The sequence below is a fragment of the Nitrospirota bacterium genome (genome assembly GCA_030645475.1).
In the GTDB taxonomy this organism is placed as follows: Bacteria; Nitrospirota; Nitrospiria; order Nitrospirales; family Nitrospiraceae; genus Palsa-1315.
Window position 1 is genome coordinate 121,932 of sequence record JAUSMA010000067.1, and the last position, 21,406, is coordinate 143,337.

At 57.3% G+C, this 21,406-nt stretch carries 19 protein-coding genes; 5 read left to right on the top strand and 14 right to left on the bottom strand.

Annotated elements, in window-relative coordinates:
* Positions 1–15: 15 nt before the first annotated feature.
* The 7 genes from Q7U76_14130 to alaC form a co-directional block, all read right to left on the bottom strand.
* Complete coding sequence (locus Q7U76_14130; GenBank protein ID MDO8357521.1) at positions 16–291, bottom strand: integration host factor subunit alpha; 276 nt, start codon at positions 289–291, stop codon at positions 16–18.
* A 135-nt stretch (positions 292–426) separates the two neighbouring features.
* Positions 427–2,079, bottom strand: coding sequence for a citramalate synthase (gene cimA / locus Q7U76_14135; protein MDO8357522.1), 1,653 nt, complete (start codon positions 2,077–2,079; stop codon positions 427–429).
* Between the two features lie 56 nt (positions 2,080–2,135).
* Positions 2,136–3,377, bottom strand: a complete 1,242-nt coding sequence (locus Q7U76_14140; GenBank protein ID MDO8357523.1) for an aspartate kinase — start codon at positions 3,375–3,377, stop codon at positions 2,136–2,138.
* A 5-nt stretch (positions 3,378–3,382) separates the two neighbouring features.
* Complete coding sequence (apgM, locus tag Q7U76_14145) at positions 3,383–4,624, bottom strand: 2,3-bisphosphoglycerate-independent phosphoglycerate mutase (GenBank protein MDO8357524.1); 1,242 nt, start codon at positions 4,622–4,624, stop codon at positions 3,383–3,385.
* A gap of 22 nt (positions 4,625–4,646) precedes the next feature.
* Positions 4,647–5,705, bottom strand: coding sequence for a threonine synthase (gene thrC, locus Q7U76_14150; GenBank protein ID MDO8357525.1), 1,059 nt, complete (start codon positions 5,703–5,705; stop codon positions 4,647–4,649).
* A 4-nt stretch (positions 5,706–5,709) separates the two neighbouring features.
* The gene (locus tag Q7U76_14155; GenBank protein ID MDO8357526.1) at positions 5,710–7,023 is read right to left on the bottom strand and encodes a homoserine dehydrogenase; all 1,314 of its coding nucleotides are present in this window, start codon (positions 7,021–7,023) and stop codon (positions 5,710–5,712) included.
* Positions 7,020–8,216 (bottom strand): alanine transaminase, encoded by a 1,197-nt coding sequence (gene alaC, locus Q7U76_14160; GenBank protein MDO8357527.1) that lies wholly within the window; start codon positions 8,214–8,216, stop codon positions 7,020–7,022. The genes Q7U76_14155 and alaC overlap by 4 nt, the downstream gene beginning before the upstream one ends.
* A gap of 285 nt (positions 8,217–8,501) precedes the next feature.
* On the opposite strand from alaC, the gene Q7U76_14165 reads away from it, so the two are divergent.
* From Q7U76_14165 to mutS, 5 genes are all read left to right on the top strand, one after another.
* Positions 8,502–9,215 (top strand): pyridoxine 5'-phosphate synthase, encoded by a 714-nt coding sequence (locus Q7U76_14165; protein ID MDO8357528.1) that lies wholly within the window; start codon positions 8,502–8,504, stop codon positions 9,213–9,215.
* Positions 9,216–9,362: 147 nt separating this feature from the next.
* Positions 9,363–10,925, top strand: a complete 1,563-nt coding sequence (locus tag Q7U76_14170; GenBank protein ID MDO8357529.1) for an NAD(P)H-hydrate dehydratase — start codon at positions 9,363–9,365, stop codon at positions 10,923–10,925.
* Positions 10,888–11,490, top strand: coding sequence for a tRNA (adenosine(37)-N6)-threonylcarbamoyltransferase complex ATPase subunit type 1 TsaE (tsaE, locus tag Q7U76_14175; protein MDO8357530.1), 603 nt, complete (start codon positions 10,888–10,890; stop codon positions 11,488–11,490). Before Q7U76_14170 ends, tsaE begins: the two co-directional genes overlap by 38 nt.
* Complete coding sequence (locus tag Q7U76_14180) at positions 11,487–11,831, top strand: LapA family protein (GenBank protein ID MDO8357531.1); 345 nt, start codon at positions 11,487–11,489, stop codon at positions 11,829–11,831. Before tsaE ends, Q7U76_14180 begins: the two co-directional genes overlap by 4 nt.
* The gene (gene mutS / locus Q7U76_14185; protein MDO8357532.1) at positions 11,824–14,490 is read left to right on the top strand and encodes a DNA mismatch repair protein MutS; all 2,667 of its coding nucleotides are present in this window, start codon (positions 11,824–11,826) and stop codon (positions 14,488–14,490) included. Before Q7U76_14180 ends, mutS begins: the two co-directional genes overlap by 8 nt.
* 56 nt (positions 14,491–14,546) lie before the next feature.
* Here mutS and Q7U76_14190 read toward each other — a convergent pair whose 3' ends face one another.
* From Q7U76_14190 to rbfA, 7 genes are all read right to left on the bottom strand, one after another.
* Positions 14,547–15,218, bottom strand: a complete 672-nt coding sequence (locus Q7U76_14190; protein ID MDO8357533.1) for a hypothetical protein — start codon at positions 15,216–15,218, stop codon at positions 14,547–14,549.
* Positions 15,219–15,269: 51 nt separating this feature from the next.
* Positions 15,270–15,776 (bottom strand): hypothetical protein, encoded by a 507-nt coding sequence (locus Q7U76_14195; GenBank protein MDO8357534.1) that lies wholly within the window; start codon positions 15,774–15,776, stop codon positions 15,270–15,272.
* A 341-nt stretch (positions 15,777–16,117) separates the two neighbouring features.
* Positions 16,118–17,371, bottom strand: a complete 1,254-nt coding sequence (locus tag Q7U76_14200; GenBank protein ID MDO8357535.1) for a pitrilysin family protein — start codon at positions 17,369–17,371, stop codon at positions 16,118–16,120.
* Positions 17,372–17,376: 5 nt separating this feature from the next.
* Positions 17,377–19,494 (bottom strand): polyribonucleotide nucleotidyltransferase, encoded by a 2,118-nt coding sequence (gene pnp, locus Q7U76_14205; protein MDO8357536.1) that lies wholly within the window; start codon positions 19,492–19,494, stop codon positions 17,377–17,379.
* Positions 19,495–19,642: 148 nt separating this feature from the next.
* Positions 19,643–19,912, bottom strand: a complete 270-nt coding sequence (gene rpsO, locus Q7U76_14210) for a 30S ribosomal protein S15 (GenBank protein ID MDO8357537.1) — start codon at positions 19,910–19,912, stop codon at positions 19,643–19,645.
* A 44-nt stretch (positions 19,913–19,956) separates the two neighbouring features.
* A complete protein-coding gene (gene truB / locus Q7U76_14215; GenBank protein MDO8357538.1) occupies positions 19,957–20,913 on the bottom strand; it encodes a tRNA pseudouridine(55) synthase TruB in 957 nt (318 codons plus the stop codon).
* A 13-nt stretch (positions 20,914–20,926) separates the two neighbouring features.
* Entirely contained in the window at positions 20,927–21,322 is a 396-nt protein-coding gene (rbfA, locus tag Q7U76_14220; protein ID MDO8357539.1) for a 30S ribosome-binding factor RbfA, read from the bottom strand.
* Between the last annotated feature and the right edge of the window lie 84 nt (positions 21,323–21,406).

Sequence of the window (21,406 nt, forward strand, 5' to 3'; positions counted from 1 at the left end):
GGTGAGTGAACGGCGCTATGAATTGACGTATTTCTTAAACACTTGACTGGGACGAAAGGTCACAACACGGCGTGGCGTGATCCCGATTTCTTCACCCGTTCGAGGATTTCGACCCTTCCGAGCCCCTTTGCTGCGCACCACAAAGTTTCCAAATCCGGCAATCTTAACCGACTCCCCCTTATGCAACACATCCTTCAACATATTCAACACAAGTTCGACAATATCTGCGGCTTCGTTCTTTGAAATACCGACCTGCTTGTAGATTTCGTTCGCGATATCCGCTTTCCTCATACTTTCCCCTCCGATGCCTCTACAAGCCTCTCGAACGGTCGGCTCTCAGCCCGACTCGCCCAATGGTCAGTTTCGCTATAAGTTACGTGAGGTTAGGGGTACTGTCAAGGACAAATATGCAAGACTCACCAGTATTCATGCGTCTTTTGACAGCAACTTGTACTCAATGCTGTCCGCCAGCGCTTGCCAGCTTGCTTCCATGATGTTCTCGGATACACCGACGGTGCCCCATTTATCCTTATGATCGCCTGATTCGATCAATACCCTAACCTTGGACTCGGTCCCACGGTTGGCCGACAACACGCGCACTTTATAGTCGAGCAGCTTGACTTCTCGGAGTTGGGGGTAGAATTTCTCCAACGCTTTCCGCAACGCATGATCGAGCGCATTGACCGGCCCAGCCCCAACCGCTGCCGCTTGTTCCATCACGTCGCCGACCTTCACCATCACTGTGGCTTCCGACGATGAGGCGCCATGGTCTTGTTTTTTTTCGATAATCACCCGAAAGCCCAGGAGTTGAAACGGCGACTTGTGGGTCCCCATCGCTTTTCGCATCAGCAACTCAAAGGAACCTTCTGCCGCCTCAAATTGGTAACCCTGACTTTCACGCTCCTTCAGCACATCGATTAATTCCTGCAACTTGGCGTGGCTCTTGTCCAATTTGATCCCATAGGCCTCGACTTTCTCTAGCAATCCACTCCGACCAGCCGCATCCGACACCAACATACGCTGGCGGTTCCCGACTAACCCGGGAATCACATGTTCATAGGTGGCGGCATTCTTGAGTACAGCATGGATATGGATCCCGCCCTTATGGGCAAACGCCGAATCTCCCACGTACGGCTGATGCGTGTTGGGCATGAGGTTCGCGATTTCAGTCACGAATCCAGAAACCCGCTTGAGATGGCTCAACCGCTCTCCCAGCACCACCCGTTTCATCTTCAGTTCAAGATTGGGAATGATCGAACAGAGATTGGCATTGCCGCACCGTTCGCCAATCCCGTTAATCGTTCCCTGTACTTGCAGGACACCGGTTTCGATCGCCACCAGGGAGTTCGCGACCGCCATTTCACAATCGTTATGCGCGTGAATCCCCAACGGCACGGCACATTCCCGCCGAACGATCTGGCAAATCTCTTTGATCTCCCAGGGCATCGTCCCGCCATTGGTATCGCAGAGAATCACCCGCTCGGCACCGGCGGCCACCGCTTGGCGAATCGTCTCCAGCGCATAGTCCGGGTTCGTCTTGTACCCGTCGAAAAAATGCTCCGCGTCATAGAACAGCCGCCGACCTTTGGAGCGGAGATGGGCCACTGAGTCTCTAATGATTTCCAGGTTCTTCGCGAGGGAAATACCGAGCGCGTCGGTGACGTGTAATGACCAACTTTTCCCGAAGAGCGTGATGACCTTGGTCTCAGCATCCAACAATGCCTTGATATTAGGGTCGGCCTGTACCGTATTGCTGGCTTTTCTGGTCGATCCGAATGCCACGACTGTCGCCGTCTGCAACGGGATCGTCTTGATCATCCGGAAGAATTCGATGTCTTTTGGATTCGCGCCGGGCCACCCGCCTTCAATGAACTGTACGCCAAGCCCGTCTAACTGTTGTGCGACCCGAACCTTATCCTCCGCCGAAAAACTGACATCCTCGGCCTGAGCTCCGTCCCGTAACGTGGTGTCGTAGATTTCCAATACTGCCGGCGTTGCGGCAGGAGAAGGCAGACCGGACGATGGGGAAGCGTCAGGCTTGCCTTGTGAGGATCGTAACTGAGGTGTTTTTCGAGCCATAAAAAATGTACGGGAGCAGGACAATCCTGACTGAAACTCACAGCATCAAAAATTCGTTACTTCGCGGCCCGGTCCACGGCCAGCGGCTGATCCAACCCAAAGGCGGTATGTAGCGAACGCATGGCAAGCTCCACATACTTTTCATCGATGACACAGGAGATCTTGATCTCCGACGTGCTGATCATAAGAATATTCACACCTTCCCCCGACAGCACATCGAACATCTTGGCCGCAACGCCCGAATGGGAACGCATCCCGACGCCGACCAGCGAGACCTTCGCAATCGCCTCGGTCACAGCGACTGATTTGGCATCAATCCCTTTTGCCACGTCCTGAATCAGCGGTAGCGCTTTCTTGATATCGACCCGTGGAATCGTGAAGGAAATATCGGTCATCCCGGACTGGCCCATATTCTGGATGATCATATCAACATTGATGTGGGCCTTCGCCACCGGCCCAAAGACTTTCGATGCAATACCTGGTTTATCCGGCACGCCCACAATCGTGATTTTCGCCTGATTCCGGTCGCCGGTCACTCCCGACACCGCGACCGCTTCCATGTCCTCATCTTCACGCGTCACGAGCGTCCCCTTTCCTTCTTTGAAGCTGGAATTCACCTCCACCGGCACATTGAACTTTGCGGCAAATTCGACGGAGCGGCTCTGCAGCACCTTGGCGCCCAGACTAGCCATTTCCAACATTTCCTCATAGGAAATCTTGTCGATGCGTTGAGCCGCCGGCACGATATTGGGGTCCGATGTATAGACACCGTCGACGTCTGTAAAGATGATGCATCGATCGGCCTTCAGCGCGGCTGCTAACGCAACGGCCGTGAGATCGGAGCCTCCGCGCCCCAGCGTCGTGACATCCGACTGCTCGTTGATCCCTTGAAAACCGGCAACCACCGGGATAACCCCGTTGAGCAGAGCCTCTCGAATTCGATCGGCGCTCACCCTGGTAATCCTGGCTTTCGTATGGGCACTGTCGGTCATAATTCCGACTTGACGGCCCGTAAACGATTGGGCATCGAGTCCCCTGGCCCGCAAGGCCATCGCCAATAAGGCAATCGTCACCCGCTCTCCGGTCGACAACAGCATATCGAGTTCACGATCGTCCGGCAGTGGAGTGACTTCATGCGCCAACCGAAGCAGCCGATCCGTCTCGCCGCTCATCGCGGACAGCACCACCACGACACGATGGCCATCCTTATGTGCTCGCTCGACACGTTCGGCCACACAACGGATCCGCTCGATCGTACCGACGGAAGTCCCTCCATATTTCTGGACAATCAGCGCCACGGTCGTCAGGATCCTCTTGCGAATAATCGCACGATGAACTTCGTCGCATCACGAGACGGCACGGTCGAAGCCTGAGCATCGGCTTCGATAAATCTCCGTCCGGCTCCCACAGAGGGAGCCACCGTACTGTCACAATAGGCGAAAAACCCGGGACCTTCTGCAGCCTGACCTTGTTGCACGTTGCCGGAATCGCAGAAGGCCACGATACGATGGGAGCCCAATTTGGCCAGCCCTTCGAGCAGCGGCCCGACCAGCTCGCGATCGATCGCTTCGATCGCCTTCACCTTCGCTGCGACATCCGACCCATAGAGCACCTCGTCAGGCAACTCCACATGCACGTAGGCAAAATCTTTTTTGACGAGTTCCTCCAGGGCAACCGCCGCCTGGGTACGAAGATCTGCACCGGCCAATCGCGAGCCATCTACAGCTTCAAGCCCGGCCATGATGCCAAGGCCGCGGTGGACATCGCTCTGAGAGACCACGACACCGGCCATCTTGAATCGTTCAGAAAGGCTTGGCCAGAACAGGGCACGGCCTTCGCCCCAGAGCCAGAGACAATTGGCCGGCTTCTGTCCCGCCGCACTCCGTTCTTCGTTGAGGGGATGATCACGCAAAATCTGAAACGACGCGTCCATGAGCTTCCAGAGAAAATCCGCTCCCTCTCCCGTCGGCAAGGCATCGGCAATCGGTCGACCAACCAATAATTGTGGATCCGTACAGACGGCTCGTGACTTCCCATTGCCCCACACCATGAGATGACGATGGCCTAATCCGGGATAGAACTGAATCATCTCAGACCCGAGCTGCTCATTGATCGCCTCAATCAATTCGCGAGCCTCTTCAGTCGAAATCAGGCCGGCGGTCGCATCGTCCATCACCACATGCGGCCCCAGTTTCTTGATCTCGTTTAATCCACCTTTGCTCCCGGACTGCACGTCTGCCCGCAACGTGACCATCGTGCAGCGATAGGCCACATCCTGCTCGCCGACGGCAACCCCCAGACTGGCTGCCTCGAACGGGCCGGGACCTTGGTAGTATTTTTTGGGGTCGTATCCGAGAATGGCCGTCCCCATCAATCCGCTCCCACGCCGATGATGCTCAGGCGACGAGGCTAGGAGTCCAAGCTCCCCGGCTTGCGCGAGGCGATCGAGGTGAGGAGTTGAGGCCACCTGAAGAGGAGTCCGTCCGCCCAATTCCTGCCGAGAATGGTCTGCCATCCCGTCGGCATGGAGAATCACATATTTCATCGAAGCCCTGCTCGCATTGTATCTACACCCTTAAAAGACGAGCGACATCCTCCCGCGTCGCTCTAACGGTTTTCGGTTGGACCGATACACTGATCGCCGTATCGGCATCTTTCAATCCATGGCCCGTCAAAGTGCAGACAACGATCTCGCCTTCATGAAGCCCGCCCTGCTTGCTCAACTTTATGACGCCGGCAACCGATGCGGCGGATGCCGGCTCACAGAAGACGCCTTCCGTCGCCGCCACCACCCGATAGGCCTGAAGGATTTCTTCGTCCGTCACCGAATCGATTGCCCCGGACGATTCCTTCACGGCATCCAACGCCGATTGCCAGCTAGCCGGATTACCGATCCTGATCGCCGTGGCCACGGTCTGCGGATTCTCCACGATGTGGCCCAGCACGATGGGCGCCGCACCGGACGCCTGGAACCCAATCATGCGAGGCAGTCTTGTGGATTGATTGGCCGCACGGTATTCCTGGTATCCCTTCCAATAGGCGGTAATGTTGCCGGCGTTCCCGACCGGCAGCACATGAATGGTCGGGGCATCGCCAAGCTGATCGCAGACCTCCATCGCGGCGGTTTTCTGCCCCTCGATCCGATAGGGATTGAGCGAGTTGACCAGCTCGATGTGGTGGCTCACCGACAATTCCTTCACGATAGTCAAGGCCTGATCGAAATTTCCTTCAATCTGAATGACCGTGGCTTGATGCATCATGGCCTGAGACAACTTGCCCATCGCAATCTTCCCGGCAGGAATCAATACATAGACCGCCAGCCCAGCCCTCGCGCCATAGGCTGCGGCAGAAGCAGACGTATTCCCTGTGGAGGCACAAATCACCGCCTTAGCACCGGACTCAACGGCCTTTGAGATTGCCATCGTCATGCCGCGGTCCTTAAACGATCCTGTGGGATTCGCACCTTCGATTTTGAGATAGAGGTCGATGCCCGGAGCGATCTGCTTGGCCAGCCTGGTCGCCCGAATGAGCGGCGTGTTGCCTTCACCAAGCGTCACCACGGGAGTACGTTCAGTCACGGGAAGAAACTTCCGATATTCTTCGATTAAGCCACGCCAGCGTATCATCGCATCACTCGTCCTTGCCTTCGACGCGAATCAACGTCGTCGGCTCTGAAATAAACGCCATCTGATTGATCGCCCGCAACGCCGTTTGGACATCGCGCTCTGTCGCGGTATGGGTCTTGATCACGACTGGAACCGTCTGTCCTTCGCGTCGCCCCTGTTGGAGAACCGACGAAATACTGATGCCGCACCGGCCCAGTTCCCCTGCAATCTGCGACAACACCCCGGGGCGGTCCAGGACCATAAACCGGAGGTAATAGAGCGAGCTGATCTCTTCCATCGGCCGCATACGAAGCGGACGCCGCTGGTCCTGCTTGAATGAGGCGGGCGGCACTCGCCCAGCCGCTCCCTGTAACTGATTACGCGCGATGGCGATGAGATCGCCGACCACCGCACTGCCCGTCGGCATGGACCCCGCACCACGGCCATAGAGCACCACATCCCCCACCGCATCGCCGACGAGTTGAATCGCGTTGTAGACCCCTTCGACTTGAGCGATCGGAGACGAAGACGGCAGCATCGTCGGATGCACTCGGGCCTCAATTTCGTTGCCCACCAACTTGGCAATGCCGAGCAGCTTGATCGTACAGCCGAACTCTTTGGCGTACGCGATATCGAGAGGCGTAATATGCGTGATCCCCTCGGTGTACACTTCTTTCACATTCACCGGTGTTCCATAGGCCAGCGCCACCAGGATCGCCAGCTTATGTGCCGAATCGATACCGGCGACATCGAAGGTCGGATCCGCTTCGGCATAACCGGCCTTCTTCGCTTCGTCGAGGACCGCCTCAAAGCTCTGACCTTCATGGGTCATACGCGAGAGAATGTAATTGGCCGTCCCGTTGATGATCCCATAAATGGATTGGATCGTGTTGGCCGCCAGCCCCTCTCGCAAGGCCTGGATGACGGGAATCCCCCCTCCCACGCTCGCTTCGAAACCCAGGTCGACTCCCTTGCTGGACGCCGCGGCAAATATCTCTTCTCCATGTATCGCCAGTAAGGCCTTATTCGCCGTGACGACATGTTTCCCGGCTGCAATGGATTCCAGAATGATGCGTTTGGCAAAGTCGCAGCCTCCAACCAACTCCACGACGATGTCGATCGAGGGATCGTTCAGAATCTGCTTCGCATCGGTCGTGAGGAGGCCGGGCGGCAGGGTCAGCCCACGGTCGCGCGTCACATCAAGGTCCGCAATCCGAACGAGCTCGATCGGCACACCAACCCGGCGGCTGATCAAGGCGGCATTCTCCAAGAGGATCTTCGCGACGCCCGTCCCAACCGTGCCAAATCCAATGATGCCGACGCTCACACGCGAGATCATTCTTCCGCCCCCCCAAGCTTCAAGGCCTTGCGAATGCCGCGCACCGCTTGCCTCGTGCGATGTTCGTTTTCGACAAGGCCGAAACGCACATATTCATCCCCGCCTTCCCCGAACCCGATCCCGGGAGACACCGCCACTTTCGCCTCGCGGAGCAGAAGCTTGGAAAACTCCAACGAGCCCATCGATCGATAGGGCAACGGAATCCTGGCCCAGACAAACATGGTGGCCACGGGCTTCGTCACCTGCCATCCGATGCGATTCAGGCCGCCGACCAATACATCCCGGCGCTTCTGATAGCGCAAGACCGTCTCTTTGACACATTCTTGTGGTCCATTCAGCGCAATGACGCTGGCGATCTGCAGAGGCTGGAAAATGCCATAGTCGAGGTAACTCTTAATCTTGGCCAGAGCGCCAACAACCTCACGATTGCCGCAACAGAAGCCCACACGCCAACCTGGCATATTGTAGGCCTTCGAGAGGGTATAGAATTCGACGCCGACATCTTTCGCCCCAGGAGCTTGCAAGAAGCTCGGCGCCTTATATCCGTCGAACACTAAGTCCGCGTAAGCCAGGTCATGAATGACAATCACACTATGCTCTTTGGCAAAGGCGACAATTTTCTTAAAAAATTCAAGATCCACCACGGCAGTGGTGGGGTTGTGCGGAAAATTGATGACCAAAATCTTCGGCCTCGGGAACGTCTGGCGGTAGACTCGCTGTAAATCATCAAAGAAGTCACTGTCCTGACGCAACTCGATTCCGCGAACTTCTCCCCCCGCAATGATAAAACTGTACATATGAATGGGATAGGTCGGCGTCGGCGTCAGGACCACGTCGCCTGGCCCGATCAGCGCCAAGGCCAAATGCGCCAACCCTTCCTTGGACCCGATCGTCACAATGGTCTCGGTCTCAGGGTCCAGGTCGACGTTGTAATTCCGCTTATACCACCCCGTGATCGCATGCCGCAGTTTGGTGATGCCACGCGAGGCCGAGTAGCGATGGTTTTTTCCCTTCCGCGCCGCCTCAATCATCTTCTCGACGATATGGCTCGGCGTCGGTTGGTCAGGATTGCCCATTCCGAAATCGATAATGTCTTCACCTTGTTGGCGAGCCTCAAGCTTGAGGCTCTGCACCTGGGCAAACACATACGGCGGTAGCCGTTTGATGCGATAAAATCCGTCGCCTAGTCCCATCGTATCCCTTGCCGACAATTCATGTATGCAGGAAGGCGCACAGAAACCGCCCGCCGCTCTATCAGGGGACCTATTCTAATGGCGAGGGGCGCGTCGAGTCAAATTATCCCGTGATTCTGTGGGGTTCGACATTCCAACCCTTCAAACTGACTGAACCAGCACAACACCGACTACCCCTCCCAATCCTTGCCCCTCCCAGTCAATTTCTGTTACAACGTGGAACACGTTCGCACTCATCACGCAACTCAGCTTCTTCTTGCTTTACATCGCCAGAACGGAGGATCCGTGCCACGACTTGGGGTGAACATCGACCATGTGGCCACGTTGCGGCAAGCCCGTGGCGGAACCGACCCGGACCCCCTTACCGCCTCCGTGCTAGTGGAATTGGCCGGCGCCGACGGCATTGTCGTCCATCTCAGAGAAGATCGGCGGCATATTCAAGATCGCGATCTTCGCCTTTTGCGAGAACTCATCCGTACCAAGCTCGATCTGGAGATGGCTGCCGATGAGACCATGGCCAAAATTGCCCTGACCATTAAACCTGATATGGTCACGCTCGTCCCGGAGCAGCGTCAGGAACTCACGACGGAAGGCGGCCTGGATGTGGCCGGCCACAGAGATCGCATCCAGCAGATCGTCACCATGCTCCACGATGGCGGTATTCCCGTCAGTCTCTTCATCGAACCGGATTTGGCTCAGGTCAAAGCCGCGCACCGAGTCTCAGCGGACTTCGTCGAGCTCCATACCGGTCGTTATGCGAATGCCAAACGCTCGAAAGAAGCCGATGCCGAAGTGGAAGCCATTACACAGGCCGCGAAACTCTCGTACAAGCTGGGCATGGGCGTCAACGCCGGACATGGCTTGGACTATCGCAACGTGACACGGTTGCTGCACATTCCTGAAATCGTCGAATACAACATCGGTCACAGCATCATTGCCCGCGCGGTTCTGGTGGGCCTCGACCAAGCCGTCAGGGAAATGAAAGCGTTGCTCGGGTAACCCATCGTGCCGCGATATCATCTTCGTTCCTCCATGGACCACACGATTCACCCTTGTCATGACATTGCGACGTAGCGAAACGATATTTCTCCTCCCCGCACCCACCCGATTCCTCATGCGGTATCGGTCCCGCACGCAAGGCCACAGATGAAGATTGTGACGGGAGCCGAGATGCAGTCGCTCGATCGCCGCACGATCACCGAGGCGCATATTCCCGGTGCCGTCTTGATGGAACGGGCCGGCGAGGGCATTGTCAGGCATCTGGAAGAGCACTATGGGCCAGCACGCGGCAAGACCATTACCATCCTCTGCGGAAAAGGGAACAACGGAGGAGACGGATTGGTTGTGGCTCGCCTCCTGCGCCGCCGACGTGCAAAGGTGCACGTAGTGCTCCTCACGCCGGTCACCGAGCTCAGCCGCGATGCCACAATTATGTATCGTCGACTCGTTCGGGTTGCAGGCCGAGCCGCAACTGTTCGATTCCGCTCTGCTGACCAAACACGATCCCTTCTCGCCTCCAGCGACATCCTCGTCGATGCCCTCCTTGGAACCGGCTTATCCTCCGAAGTAACCGGGACCTATCGTGAAGCCATCGAACTCATCAACGGAGCCGGGAAACCCATCATCGCCATCGATCTCCCGTCCGGTCTCCATGCCGACAGCGGCGCCATCCTCGGGCAAGCGATCCGCGCCACGTTGACCATTACCTTAGGCCTCCCAAAACTTGGGCTCTATGTCGGTACAGGGATCGACCGGGCCGGCGCCATCCGCGTCGTCGATATCGGCATTCCCTCTGCCTTTGTGGACGATATCGAGAGCCGAACACTGCTGCTAACGAGCGACAGCGCCTTTACAACCCTTCCGGAGCGCCGGCTCTCCGCCCATAAAGGGACCTTTGGCCATGCAGGAATTATTGCAGGCTCCGTGGGAAAAACCGGCGCAGCGGCCTTAGCGGCTCAGGCGGCTCTCAGAATCGGATCCGGACTGGTGACCGTCGCCACTCCCAGCAGCGTCAGCGATGTACTGGAGGCCAAGCTGCTGGAAGCGATGACCCTGCCGCTCCCGGAAACCAAAGCACGCACATTGGCTCGATCAGGACTCGATCGTGTCGCCGCCTTCATCCAGGCACGTACGGCAATCGCCATCGGCCCCGGACTCTCGACCCACCCTGAGACCGTTGAACTCGTGCAGTCGTTGATGAAATATCTGGACCGACCCTCCGTCCTCGATGCCGATGCGCTCAACGCGTTGACTGGCCGCGTTTCGTTGTTGACCGAATGTCAGACGCCGCCCATTCTCACTCCGCACCCTGGCGAGATGGCCCGGCTCGAAGTTGATGCCACCACGCAGAGCGTCAATGCAGACCGCATCGGCACGGCCAGGCGGTTCGCTAGAGAACGCGGTGTGTTCGTCGTCCTAAAAGGCGCACGAACTGTCATTGCCCGCCCCGATGGGCTTGTCGCCATTTGCCCGACGGGGAATCCCGGCATGGCCACGGCTGGAACCGGCGATGTGTTGACCGGCATGATTGTCGGCTTACTGGCGCAAGGGGTTCCCGCATGGGACGCCGCCTGTGCCGCCACCTATTTTCATGGGTCAGCCGGCGACATGGCCGCCCAACAACTCGGGCAGGCCGGCATGCTCGCCAGTGACCTGATTGCCCAGATTCCCTATGCGCTCCAGCGAACCAAAACGATTGAACGTCACTAAGTCAGCCAAGGCAACAGAGCCTGCCGCTCGCCGCCGCGCCACGTCGAGCCTGCCGTGGAAACTGACGTCCTCCTCGCACCAGCAGACCGACTGGTTAGGCCAAGTGCTCGGACGTACGTTTCGGGGAGGGGAAACGATCGCACTCTACGGACCGCTCGGAGCCGGCAAGACGGCGCTCGTTCGTGGAATCGCGCAGGGTCTTGGCGCATCGCCAACGGCAGTGACCAGCCCGACCTTCGTCGTGATTCACGAATACCAGGGGCGGCTGCCACTGGCCCACATGGATTGGTATCGCATCCGCTCGCTCCGCGAGCTTGAATCGACAGGTGTGATGGAGTATTTCTCTGGCCAGACCGTGACAGCCATCGAATGGGCGGACAAGGGCCTTGACCTGCTGCCGCAGGACCGGATTGAGGTGACCCTGAGTCATCGTACCGCGCAGAGTCGATCGATTCAGTTGAATGCCACAGGTCCAACGTCTGAGGATGCCCTCGCGCGAGCGCGCAAAACATATCAGGCACCACCGCACCAAGGCTCGGACAAGAAGGGGACAACGAGGTCATGATAAGGCTGATTCTGGTCGGGGTCCTACTCCTCCTCTCCCTGGCATTTTTCCTTCAAAATCAGGAACAGGAAGTGACGCTCCGGTACTTCTTCGGTCTGCTCGAAGCTTCAACGCCGATCTACAAGCCTATCCTCACTGGTTTCGCGGTGGGACTGTTGGTCTCCGGCATTCTGCTCTTTCCTCCATGGGTGAGAGGCCGGATCGAACTCCGACGAAAAACCAAAGCGCTGCAAGAGGCTGAAGTGGACTTAGAACGGCTACGCCTCTCGCTCGATAAAGTCACCGGCCGCACTCCGCCCACTATGACCGGCGAACCACAAAGAGACCGACACGATGAGTGACGCAGACGCCTCACCGTTAATGCGGCAATACCGGGAAATCAAACGCGGGTATCCCGACGCCATCCTGTTATTCCGCGTCGGCGACTTTTACGAAATGTTTTACGAGGATGCGCAGGTCGCTTCAAAACTGCTCTCCATTGCCCTCACGTCTCGCGATAAATCCAGCGCCACCCCTATTCCATTGTGTGGCGTGCCGTACCATGCCGCGCAAGGTTATATCGCGAAGCTCCTTAAGGCCGGACGAACCGTCGCACTCTGCGAACAGGTGGAAGACCCGAAACTCGCAAAGGGTCTCGTGCGCCGAGAAGTCGTCCGTCTCTATACACCTGGCACGTTGGTCGATACCGAATTCCTCTCTCCCGGCGAATCGCATTTCCTGGTTGCAGTGGCCTTCTCCGATGCCATGGCCTCATCGTCCAAGGGACAATCCGTCATTGGGCTGGCCTGTCTGGATGTCTCCACGGGCGAGTTTTGGATGACGGAATTCCATGGGGCGCAGGCGGAAACTCAACTCTTGGATGAACTGGCTCGACTGGAACCGCGGGAAGTCTTACATCAAGATTCCACGGCACAGGCCGGAACCTGCCTGGCTCACCTGCGTGGGCCACGCCTCTGTGCACAACCTTCGGCCGCCTTCCATCCCAAAGACGCCGCGCAACTACTCCAGACACAGTTTGCGGTGCAGTCGCTCGACGGATTCGGCTGCCGCGGCCTGACCGCCGGGATCGGAGCTGCCGGAGCAGTTCTGCGATACGTTCGTGAGACCCAGCCGACCGCCTCGCTTGCGCATCTCCGCCGTCTGCAGACCCGCTGGAGCAGCGACTCCATGCATCTGGATAGCGCGACGATTCGCAATCTCGAACTCGTGCGGCCCCTCGGCTTCGGCGAGCCCCGATCAGGACAGGACCAGTCGACGGTTCTGTCGGTGTTGGACCGTACTGCAACGGCGATGGGCAGTCGCCTGTTGCGCGATTGGCTCGTCAGGCCACTCCTCAACCAAGGCGCCATTCAGGCTCGTCTGGACGCAGTTGGCGAGTTGAAAGACCGGATACAACAACGGGTGTCGCTCAGGACCACACTCCGCGATGTGCAAGATATCGCCCGTCTCAGCAGCCGCCTGACGCTCGGTGTTGCAGGACCTCGCGAACTACTCGCATTGAAACAATCCGTAAGCGCCCTGCCTGAATTACGGTCCCACCTCCAACCCTTCTCCGCTTCGCTGCTGGCCGCTGTCCGTGAGTCCTGGGACGACTGCCGCGATGTCCATGACACGATTGAGCAGACCGTCAAGCCGGATGCGCCGATGTCCCTCCGTGACGGCGGCGTGATTCGAGAGGGATACCATGCCGGAGTCGATGAACTGCGCAAGGCCAGCACCGAAGGCAAGGGCTGGATCGCCTCGCTAGAATCCAAAGAACGGGAACGAACGGGAATCGATTCGTTGAAGGTTCGCTACAATCAAGTATTCGGCTACTACATCGAAATTACCAAGACTCACCTCACCAGAGTCCCGCCTGATTACATTCGCAAACAGACGCTGGTGAATGCCGAACGATTCATGACAGCGGAACTTAAAGAGTTGGAAGAACGGGTCACAGGCGCTGAAAGTAAACTGCTGGCGCTCGAGCAGGAACTGTTTGATCAGGTCCGCAGTCGTTTAGCGAATGAGGTGCCTCGCCTTCAAGCGATGGCCCAGACCGTTGCGTTGCTCGACGTCCTCGCCGGTTTGGCCGAGACCGCCGCCTTACATCGCTACGTCAAACCACTCGTCGATGAGAGCGGCACGATCCTCATTCTGGAAGGCCGGCACCCTGTCGTGGAACAGCTCAGCAGTGATCTCACCTTCGTACCTAACGACACAGCCCTCGACTGTGAGGGGAACAGGCTGGTGATCCTCACCGGGCCCAACATGGCGGGGAAAAGCACCTATCTCCGCCAGGTCGCACTGATCGTTTTGTTGGCGCAAATCGGAAGTTTCGTGCCGGCGACCGAGGCCCACATTGGATTAGTCGATCGGATTTTCACGCGTGTGGGCGCCTCCGACAACCTGTCCGCCGGCCAGAGCACCTTCATGGTGGAGATGATCGAGTCGGCTCATATCTTAAACAGTGCGACGTCCCGCAGCTTGATTCTCCTAGATGAGATCGGTCGAGGAACCAGCACCTACGACGGACTTAGCATCGCCTGGGCCATTGCGGAACATATTCAAGACCGTCAGCACGTGGGAGCCAGAACCTTGTTCGCCACGCATTATCACGAGATGACGCAACTGGAAGGGTTACGGGAAGGGATTAAAAACTATTGCGTGGCGGTCCAGGAACGGGATGGAGACGTGGTCTTCTTGCGTAAGATTATACCGGGCGGCGCAGACCGCAGTTACGGCATTCACGTGGCGAAACTAGCAGGGCTCCCTCCCACGGTCATTGCCAGGGCGCAACAAGTCCTCGCCCAACTGGAGCAACCGGATACCACCATCGAGGGTACGCCCGTATCGTTGGAGAGAGAAACACCACAGACTTCACTGCCCAAGCCCCATCCAATCATCGAGGAAATGAAACAAATCGACCTCTTCTCCATGACGCCGCTCGATGCACTCAACCGCCTCGCTGACATCCAACGCCGGATCGGGCCAACCGGCCAAGACGGTCGCGACAAATAAGAAAGGCGGCATCCCCTTTCGGAGATGCCGCCTTTACAAACAGAGACTGGCTCAGCTTAGTGAGCAGCAGTGCCCAAGTTGTACTTCGCGGTCCAGGGAATGAGCCCTGCAACTGGCTGACCGCCTGGGATCAACACATCATATTGCATAGGGATAAGGGCCCCATCAGGAGACTTCGGTGAGGTGTTGAGCTGCTGCTTCGCTGCGGCGCAGCCTGCTTCAACTTCGCTATGCCCCGCGCACTCTTTCAAACGCAGACCGGAGATGCTGAGCGGCTTCCCCATCGAACCAGCCACTTCCGGAAGTTTCTTGATCGAAGAAATGACGCGGTGATTCTGCTCTGGCTCCGTCACGGTAAACTCGATCAGGTCGGTCGTGCTGGAAGGCGGAACTTCCTTCGCTGCAGCAGGACCAGCATGGGGGCGGCCCATCTTCTTCAACTCATCCCAGGCACCCTTGTCCGCGTAAAACTTCAGGGTCTTGCCCGGGTGGATCTTCTGCCAGAAGAAACCGCTCTCAGCGGCCCCGCCGAACACAGAGACGTTGATCCAGACCGCTTCATCGTAGTGATCGAGGACAATGACGCGACCCTGAAGGGTCGTCGGCTTGCTCAAATCTCCCCACTCAAAACGCTCCTGGAATGACTCGATGGCTAACGCAGTGGAGGCTACGGATACCCCCAGCGCTACAGCGGCCACCATGGCCCAACCTTTCGCATGAAACTTCATAATCGCGTCCTCCTTGCTGGACATAAATGAATTAAGGCTTGTCGAGGTCGATTACTTAATAACCTTAAACCCGGTGATCGTCCGACCGTCCAGGCTCACTTCCATGGCCACGAGCTCCTGGGAGGCCTTGATGATCTGGTCCATCAACGCTTTGTCCTTCACTGCCAGACGAACGGTCGTGGCAGCATGGTACCAACCGGAATAAGGATTGTTCTTATCGGTTCCGCCCACAAAGCCCCAGCCGCAGCAAGAGAACAATGGATCTGGTGGCTTCACGTCGAGATCGGAGGACGAACGGCCGTTCGGGGTCCCTGACGCCGGCTCACCGGTGTTCCAATATTGAATCCCGAAGAGCAACTCGCCATCTGGATTATCTGCCCACTGTGACCAGACACGACCTTTCAAGGTCTTGGTGACTTCACCCTTCATCGGCTTTCCACCGACGATGTTATCAACTGGACCCGCCCCAGGCGCATCGGCCGCCACGGCGAATTCAGCCGTCAACATACCGAACATGGACAACATTGCCACGGAGGCTAAAACTGCAACCCTTTTCATACCTAGTCCCTCCTTCATAAAAATAACAACCGAAATAACCGATGGACACTAGTTTAAGTACGATGAATGAACAGAAACGGTTTCAGAGATCCTCCAATCACGAGCGATGGGTTTCGCCACCTCCTTTGCTCTCTCTCGCGTTGAGTCCCTCGATTGAGAATCGTTGTCAAAAAGTTCCGTCATGGTACTGAAACCACGAAATACTGTCAAGGAAATGTTTGTCCTGTGGATAGATTCGAATTTAGTCATAATAATGATTAATAATCAAATATTTACGACAACTAGCGCTCTCGCAGATTTTGCCATATTTGAGCACTCGACTCGCATCTATTAGAAAATTCTCATCTATAAGACTGAAGCGTACCTGGCGCGAGAGGGCCCAACCCGGTGATGGCGAGGGAGTCCACGTTGAAAAATTGACGGCCCACGTTGAACATCTGCTCTTCGCTCACACGATCTATGCGCGCCAGCATATCGTCCAGCGACGTATGCTTTCCGTATGTCAATTCATCCTTGGCCAATTTACTCATGCGGCTATGTGAACTCTCCAGACTCAACATGAGGCTGCCCTTCATCTGAACCTTCGCCCGCTCAAGCTCTTTTCCAACAACGCCCTTGCTCCCCACCCGTCTGATTTCACGGCAGACGAGATCTACCACACGATCCACTTCTTTCGGTCTGGTCGCTGCATATACGGTGATCATGCCACCGTCGGAATAGCCGGACAAATAGGAGTAGATGGAATAGACGAGACCTCGTTTCTCCCGGACTTCCTGAAATAATCGCGAACTCACACTGCCCCCCAACACACTGTTCAGCGCATACAGGGCATACCGATCCTGATGTCCGGCGGAAACGCCTTTGAGGCCTAGACACAGATGGACTTGTTCTAACTTCTTCTTCTTCAGCAGGACACCGCCGCGCAAGTCAGGAGGACGGCGCCCGTTGGCAGGAGTCGCCTTGGCAGATCGGCCCTTGCCGAAATACTTCGCGACCAGGAGATCAAGTTTGTCCTGCTCAAAGTTCCCGGCGATCGACACCACGGTCTGACTCGAATCGTAGTGGGCCTCGATATAGCTCAGCAGATCCTGGCGTCGCAGCCCTCTGACCGTTTTCTCCCGGCCCAAGATAGAGCGACCGAGCGGATGACGCCCCAGCACTTGCCCCATGTGAAGCTCTTGCACGAGATCTTCCGGATCGTCCTGCACCATGCGAATTTCTTCCAGGACGACCTGTTTCTCTTTTTCGATGTCTTTGGGTACGAACCGGGAATGGTGAAACAGGTCGGAGAGGAGCTCTAAGGCTTGAGGTAGCTGCTGATCCAGCACCTTCACGTAATAGGTCGTCGTCTCACGCGAGGTGAAGGCATTCATCTCTCCGCCGAGTGCGTCGATTTCACGCGAAATCTCGGCGGAGGAACGCTTGCGCGTCCCCTTAAAAAGCATGTGCTCGATAAAATGGGAATAGCCCGCTTGGAGAGGCTGCTCGTCCCGCGACCCGGTGTTGACCCATACACCGACGGTCACCGACTTTAACGTCGGCATCCGCTCGGTTACGACCCGCACCCCGTTGTCCAGGACGAGCTTGCGATACAAGACAGTTACCCGGCTGATGGATCAGGCGCAGCAGCCCCAGCCGGAGCCGGCATGGCTTCCTTGCGGCTCAGGCGGATCTTCCCTTGACGGTCCACTTCCATGACCTTCACCAAGATTTGATCCCCTTCCTTCACCTCGTCCGACACCGCTTGGACCCGATGGTGCGCCAACTGCGAGATATGCACCAGTCCGTCGGTTCCCGGAAGGACCTCGACAAACGCGCCGAAATCCATGATCTTTCGAACCGTGCCCATGTAGATCTTTCCGATTTCGACTTCTTCGGTGATCCGGCTGATCATTTCTTTGGCCTTCTCGGCCGAAGCGCCGTCGACCGACGCAATCGTCACGGTTCCGCTGTCATCGACATTGATCTTGACCCCGCAATCCGCAATGATGCCGCGGATCGTCTTGCCGCCCGGCCCGATGATTTCACGGATCTTGTCCTGCTTCACCTTCATCGTGAAGATCCTGGGCGCGTAAGCCGACAGGGTGGTTCTCGGCGCTTGGAGAGCCTTCTCCATGCAGCCCAGAATGTGTAAACGACCAGCTTTCGCCTGCTCTAACGCCTTCTGCATCAAGGCCGACGTAATCCCGCCGATTTTGATATCCATCTGTAGGGCCGTGACGCCCTGCCTGGTTCCGCAGACCTTAAAGTCCATATCGCCCAGGTGATCCTCAAGCCCGAGAATATCGGAGAGAATCATGACCCGGTCGCCCTCTTTGATCAATCCCATCGCGATCCCGGCCACAGCTTTGCTGACCGGCACGCCGGCATCCATCAACGCAAGGCTCCCGCCACAGACGGTCGCCATCGACGACGACCCATTGGATTCAAGGATGTCCGACACGATACGAAGCGTGTAGGGAAAGGCTTCCTTGCTCGGAATCACCGGGGCCAACGCCCGTTCCGCTAATGCACCATGACCCACTTCCCGACGTCCCGGCGAGCGAAGCGGCCGTGCTTCACCGACACTGAACGGCGGAAAATTGTAATGGAGCATGAAGGTCCTCATGTACTCCCCTTCTAATGCATCGATCCGCTGTTCGTCGTCCGAGGTCCCCAAGGTGACCACCGCTAAACTTTGGGTCTCGCCTCTGGTGAAAATCGCCGACCCATGTGTCCTGGGCAACGCGCTGACTTCGCAGGTGATCGCACGGATATCAGCAGGGCCACGTCCATCCGCCCGAGATCCCTTCTCCAGGATCATGTTCCGGACCTCGGTATATTCCAACTCATGGAACACCAGCTTGACGTGCCGCTCCCGATTCGGATCGTCTGCGCTCTTGAGCTTTTGGACCGCGTCGTTCTTGACCTCATCCAACCGCTCCTGCCTGGCCGCTTTGTTGGGAATCATGATGGCATCACGAATACCTTGCGCCACCAGCGTCTTCACTTGCGCCGCAAGCGCGGAGTCGATCTGTTCCTTCGCCACCTTCCGCTTCGGCTTGCCGGCAAGCACTTGCAGTTCGCGAATCTTGGCCACAATCTTCTTAATCTCGCTATGGGCGAGTTCGATCGCTTCGAGCATGATGGCTTCGGACAGTTCGTTCGCCCCTGCTTCGACCATCATGACCGCATCAGCCGTCCCCGCCACTACGAGGTGCAACTCGCTCTTCGCCACCGTCTCAAGATCAGGGTTGACCACGAACTTGCCGTCCAGCCGCCCAATCCTCACGCCCGCGATCGGATTATCGAAGGGAATATTTGAAACAGTCAGGGCAGCAGAGGAAGCGATAATGCCGAGAATATCGGAGGAGCCGGTTTGATCGGCCGAAAGAACTGACGCGATGACTTGGGTCTCGAAGTAATAGCCCTCGGGAAAGAGCGGACGGAGTCCCCGATCGATCTGCCGGCTGGTCAGCACGGCCTTTTCCGATGGACGCGCTTCCCGCTTGAAATACCCGCCGGGAATCTTTCCGGCGGCGAAGGATTTTTCCTGATAATCGACGGTGAGGGGGAGAAAATCGATGCCTGGCTTGGCAGTCTGTGACGCAACAGCCGTCGCCAAGACGACCGTGTCGCCGTACGTAGCCCAAATCGAACCGTCTGCTTGTCGTGCCACACGACCGGTTTCGAGTCGCAAGATGCGCCCCGCAACCTCTATTTCAACTGTGTGTACCATCTGAGTCTCCTCTGGTTAGGCCCCACAGATGCCCACAGAGAGGGACTCGAGCGATGAGGAACACTCCAGTCTCTGTCCGTGTTCACCTGTGCGACTGACGACTACGGTCCCGCTGTTGCGCCTCCTGGCGTGACAGCGGGACGGGATACTATTTCCTGATGCCCAATCGCTCGATCACTGCACGATACCGCGCATCGCTGACGCCACGAAGATAGTCGAGCAACCGCCGACGGCGGCCGACCAAGAGCAGCAGGCCACGCCGCGAGTGATGATCCTTCTTGTGGGTCTTGAAATGCTCCGTCAAATACGTGATCCGGGTGGTCAACACCGCGATCTGGACTTCCGGTGAACCGGAATCCGTCTCATGCTGCTGATACTGTTTGATCAATTCAGTTTTTGCTTCTTTGAGTAATGCCATGGTTTCCTTCCTTTCTGTTCCTTTCCGTCATCCACAACGAACGCTTATACGTCCTGATCGATTAATACCTTCTCAACCTTGAGCGCATCTCCCGCATTCGCCGGACACTTCCCGATCGCAATCAATCGCCCGTCGATATCATGGATGCGAACCGGCATATGTGGCTGGCGCTCGCCAGCAGCCGCCCCCTCCCAACGCAGGATTTTTCCCACAGGCACTGGAGCGCCATGTCGTACGCGATCAGCGGTCTGTTCATCCACCACCGCCAGCGCAAACCGATTTAACGACAGATCCAGCGATAACAGATCGTCTCCCAACCGGCCGAGGGCATGACGGGTAGCCACCTCGTCGATCGTCAGCGCCTGGTCGATCGTCAAGGGCCCCACTCGCGTTCGCTCCAACGCCAACATGTGACCACCGACGCCTAAGGCTGCTCCAATGTCGGCACACAACGTCCGCACATAGGTCCCTTTGGAGCAGACGACCCGCAACGACACATCCCGACCCTCGATCCCCAACACCTCAAGGGTGTGGATGACAATGGTTCGGGCGTCCCGTGCAATCGTTTTGCCCGCACGAGCGGACTTATAGAGAGGAACGCCTGCGACTTTTACCGCCGAATACATCGGAGGAACTTGTTCAATCGGTCCGAGAAATCGACCGACCGCTTCATGAATCGCCGCTGATGTCAGATGTTCCGTCGCCTGCCTGGCGAGGACCGTTCCCGTCGCATCCTGCGTGTCGGTGGTTTCGCCGAGCCGAAGCACGGCACAATATTCTTTATCCCACTCGACGAGATACTCGGCAATGCGGGTTCCCCGCCCGATCAGCACGGGCAAGACTCCCGTTGCGGCAGGATCAAGAGTGCCGGCATGACCGACCTTCACTCCGCCGAGAAGATGCCGCACCTTCGCCACGACATCGTGGGAGGTCCACCCTAATTCCTTTTTGATGATCAGTACGCCGTCGACCACGGCACAGCTCTGCGCGAGATCCATCATCACGTCCCCGATACTACGAACTCGTCTTCTCTTCGGACGACCCGCCTCCGGCCTCCGTATCGACGTGGAGCTCATCCAGCAACTGCAGCACGCGATCGCCTCTCGGCCCGCTGACATCCTTGGCAAAGACGATTTCCGGCAGATACCGAAGCGAGAGTCGGCGCCCTAGCTCACCTCGGACAAATCCGCTGGCTTGCTCCAACCCGACAAAGACGTTCCGCTCTTCGTCTTTCGTGCCCATGGTGGTAACAAACACGCGAGCGATCCGCAGATCGCTCGTCAGCTTGACGTCGGTCACCGTCACGGCTTGTACACGGGGGTCCTTGATCTTCCGCATGAGGATATCGGCCACTTCCATGCGAATTTGATCGGCCACACGATCAGCCCGATGATATCCTGTCTTGGCCACCGTGCACTCCACCAGGCATGCCGCCGTCACAACAATTCCACTCGAGACTGGACAATTTCCACGGCCGGGACGCTCCGAATCAGG